Raw genomic sequence first — 4,058 nt, 5'->3', positions numbered from 1 at the left:
CCGACGACGCGCCGGAGCGCGTCAAGTCGCTGGGCGTGGTCACCGTCACCGGCGGCCAGCCGACCTCGCTGCCCACCCAGATCCCCACCACCATCGAGGGCCTCACGCGCGAGGAGATCGACACGCGCGTGAACGCCACCGACAGCGAGGACGCCCTGAAGTACCTGCCCAGCCTGCTGGTGCGCAAGCGCTACATCGGCGACTACAACCACGCCATCCTCTCCACCCGCGCCTCGGGCACCGGCAACAGCGCGCGCTCGGCGGTGTACGCCGACGGCATCCTGCTGTCGAACTACCTGGGCAACGGCATCGCCAACGGCACCAACTACGCGCCGCGTTGGGGTCTGGTCTCGCCCGAGGAGATCGAGCGCGTGGACGTGATGTACGGCCCCTTCTCCGCCGCCTACCCGGGCAACTCCGCCGGCGCCGTGGTGGACTACGTGACGCGCATGCCGACGAAGCTGGAGGCGCACGTCAGCGCCGGCTACGCCGCCCAGCCCAACGATCTGTACCGCACCCGCGCGACGTTCAACAGCTGGCGCACCAGCGCCTCGCTGGGCAGCAGGGCGGGGGACTGGTCGTGGTGGCTCAGCCTCTCGCACACCGACAGCGAGGGCCAGCCGCAGACCTTCACCACCGCCACCGTCGCCTCCGGCCGCCCGGGCGCCGCCGGCACGCCGGTCGCCGGCTGGGTGGGCGGCCTCAACACCACCAACACGCCCTGGTACATCCTGGGCACCGGCACGCAATACCGCACCGCGCAGGACCAGGCCAAGCTCAAGCTGGCCTACGACATCACGCCCACGCTGCGCGCCAGCTACACGCTGGGCTGGTGGCGCAACAGCGCGCAGGGCCGCCCTGCGAGCTACCTTGCCGGCCCCGGCGGCGTGCCGGTCTACAGCGGCGCGGTCAACATCCTGGGCCGCACCTACACCCTGGCCGACACCGCCTTCCCGCTCACCGACGACGCGCAGACCCACCTGATGCACGGCCTCTCGCTCAGGAGCCGCACGCAGGGCACCTTCGACTGGGAGCTCGCGGCCAGCGTGTACGACTACGCGAAGGACCGGCAGCGCGCACCCACCGCCGCGCTGCCGCTGGCCGCCGCCGGCGGCGCCGGCACCGTGCAGGACCAGGACGGCACAGGCTGGCGCACCCTGGCCGCCAAGGGCACCTGGCGGCCCGGCGGCATGCAGGGCGCGCACATCGTGGACTTCGGCCTCGGGCGCGACAGCTACAGGCTGGCCATCGACAAGTACAACGTCAGCGGCCACTGGCAGGACGGCCCGGCGAACCCGCTCTCGGTCGTCAGCCGCGTGGGCGGCCGCACCGAGACCACCAGCGCCTGGGTGCAGGACGCCTGGCGCCTCGCGCCGCGGTGGCAGGCCGTGCTCGGCCTGCGCTGGGAGGACTGGACCGCGCACCGCGGCTTCACCGCCACCGCGTCCGGCCTGCAGCGCTACGCCCGCCGCAGCGAGTCGCACGTCTCGCCCAAGGCGGCGCTGATGTGGCAGGCGGCGCCCGACACGGTGATCAAGGCCTCGGCCGGCCGCGCGGTGCGCTTCCCCACCGTGGGCGAGCTGTACGGCGCCACCACCGGCGGCGCGCTGTCCTTCGTCAACGACCCGGCGCTCAGGCCCGAGACCTCCTGGACGGGCGAGCTGAGTGCCGAGAAGGACCTCGGCAACGGCCTCGCCCGCGCCACGCTGTTCCACGAGACGACGAAGGACGCGCTCTACAGCCAGCGCGTGCCCGACACCACCGTCTCGCGCGTGCAGAACGTGGACAAGGTGCGCACCACCGGCATCGAGCTGGCCTACACCGGCAGCGATGTGTGGGTGCGCGGGCTGGACCTGGGCGGCAGCCTCACCTACGCCGACTCGAAGACCGTCGCCAACGCCAACAACCCCGCCAGCGTCGGCCGGTGGCAGCCGCGCGTGCCGCGCTGGCGCGCCACCGTCCATGCGACCTGGCGGCCCGACGAGCGCTGGGCCTTCACCGTCGCCGCGCGCTACAGCGGCCGCCAGTACTCCAACCTCGACAACAGCGACGTCAACGCCGACGCCTATTTCGGCGCCAGCCGCTACTTCACCGTCGACCTGCGCGTGCGCTGGCAGATCGGCCGCCACTGGTCCGCCGCCTTCGGCATCGACAACGCCAACAACGCGAAGTACTGGAACTTCCATCCCTATCCCCAGCGCACCTATACCGCCTCGCTGCGCTGGGATCTCTGACACTCACCACCTGAAGGAGCCTTCCGATGACTTTCCTTTCCTCCACCACCCTCCGGTCCGCCGCCGCCCTCGTCCTCCTGGCGGGCGCCGCAGCCGCCTTCGCGCAGCCGGCCGCGCCGGTGCAGGCCGATGGCGCCTGGGTGCGCGCCACCGTGCCGGGCCAGAGCGGCACCGGCGCCTTCATGACGCTCACCGCCCAGGCGCCGCTGAAGCTGGTGGGCGTGAGCACGCCCGCCGCCGAGGTCGCCGAGGTGCACGAGATGAAGATGGAAGGCGACACCATGCGCATGCGCGGCATCCCGTCGCTGGCGCTGCCCGCGCACCAGGCCGTCGAACTCAAGCCCGGCGGCTACCACGTCATGCTGATGGACCTGGCGCAGCCGCTGAAGGCCGGCGCCACGGTGCCGCTGACGCTGCGCTTCGAGGATGCGCAGGGCGCGAAGAGCACGCTGTCGCTGCAGGTGCCGGTGAGGGCGGCGGCGCCCGCCGGCGGAGCAGCGCAGCAGCACCGGCACTGAGCAGGGCGCGGCGGGCTCCGCCACACCGTCCGCGTGACAATGCGGCGCTGATCCAGGGAGCCGACGAATGAACAAGGCAGCGAGCGTGGTCTCCATGGCCGTGGGGTGTGTGCTGTGGAGCGGGTGCGCCGGCGCCTGGGCGCGCGTGGTGCTGGCGTCCGTCGCCGAGGCGGCGGCCGGGAGCCGGCAGGACGTGGTCCTGCGCGTGGACGCACCCTGTCCCGACGCGACGCGGACCGAGGGGCTCTCCGTGCAACTGCCCTGGGGCTTTCGCCTGGCCGGCGCGTCCCCGCGCCCAGGCTGGACGGCCGGCGTGCGGGACGCGGTGCACAAGAACGGCCCGCTGGGTTACCCCGGCAGCGTGCACTGGCGCGCCGCGACGCCCGGGGATGCGCTGCACGGCAGCCAGCCCGCCGACTTCGTGCTGCAGGGGCGCCTGCCCTGGCGGCCGCGGGTGCTCGCCTTCGACGTGCGGCAGTTCTGCGACGGCGGCCGGCATGCGGATTGGCGCGTGCAGCTCGGCGCCGCGGCCCCGCCCGCGGCGTCCGTGGCCGCGTCGCAGGCGTGGCTCAGGGCGACGGCGCCAGGCCGGCGCGATGCCGCCCTGTTCGTGCGCCTGCAGTCCGCGCGCGACCTGCGTCTGGTGGGAGCCGCGTCGCCGGCAGCCGGGCGCGTCGAGCTGCAATGGACGCTCCAGAGCAAGCTGAAGGGGCTGCAGCTGCGCGAGGCCGATGCGCCGCTGGACCTGCCGGCCGGCCGTGCCGTGAACCTGGTGCCGGGCGTCGCGCACCTGGCGATGCAGGCGCTCGCGTCGCCGCTCGCCGCGGGCGAGGAGGTGGACGTGACGCTGCGCTTCGAGGATGCCGCCGGCGCCACCAGCGAACTGCCGCTGCGCGTGCCCGTGCGCGAAGGGCCGCTCCCCGCGCCGCCCGGCCCGACGGCCGGGCGCCTGGAGTAAGCTGGCGCAGGCGCGCCGTCGCGCCGAGTCGCACACCGAGGAGACGACCGCCATGACAGACACAAGCAAGCCCTTCGCCTTCAGCCAGTTCGTACCCGGTTTCGACTTTCTCAAAAGCCTGACCGGCGCGGCCGCGTCGGGCGTCGTGCCGGGCATGCCCAGCCTGTCGAACTGGGTGGCGCCGACCCTCAGCGTCGAAGAGATCGACAAGCGCATCAAGGAACTGCGCACGGTGCAGTTCTGGCTGGAGCAGAACGTGCACGCGCTCAAAGCCACCATCCAGGCGCTGGAGGTGCAGAAGATGACCCTGTCCACGCTGCAGGGCATGAACGTGCGCATGGAGGACCT

4 protein-coding genes are annotated in these 4,058 nt (G+C 73.0%); all 4 read left to right on the top strand.

Annotated features, from left to right (window positions below; all coding sequences use genetic code 11):
• Positions 1-2,234: TonB-dependent receptor (locus ACIY1X_RS25285; protein WP_399686139.1), on the top strand; the 2,234-nt coding region annotated here is incomplete at its 5' end.
• A gap of 26 nt (positions 2,235-2,260) precedes the next feature.
• Complete coding sequence (locus ACIY1X_RS25280) at positions 2,261-2,752, top strand: copper chaperone PCu(A)C (RefSeq protein ID WP_399686134.1); 492 nt, start codon at positions 2,261-2,263, stop codon at positions 2,750-2,752.
• A gap of 67 nt (positions 2,753-2,819) precedes the next feature.
• Positions 2,820-3,710, top strand: coding sequence for a copper chaperone PCu(A)C (locus ACIY1X_RS25275; protein WP_399686127.1), 891 nt, complete (start codon positions 2,820-2,822; stop codon positions 3,708-3,710).
• Positions 3,711-3,762: 52 nt separating this feature from the next.
• Positions 3,763-4,058 (top strand): PhaM family polyhydroxyalkanoate granule multifunctional regulatory protein (locus ACIY1X_RS25270; protein WP_399686124.1); only part of this gene is annotated, 296 nt, incomplete at its 3' end.

It is taken from the genome of Xenophilus sp., from assembly GCF_044462705.1.
Taxonomy (GTDB): Bacteria; Pseudomonadota; Gammaproteobacteria; order Burkholderiales; family Burkholderiaceae_C; genus Xenophilus; species Xenophilus azovorans.
This window is presented reverse-complemented; position numbering and strand designations above follow the sequence as displayed.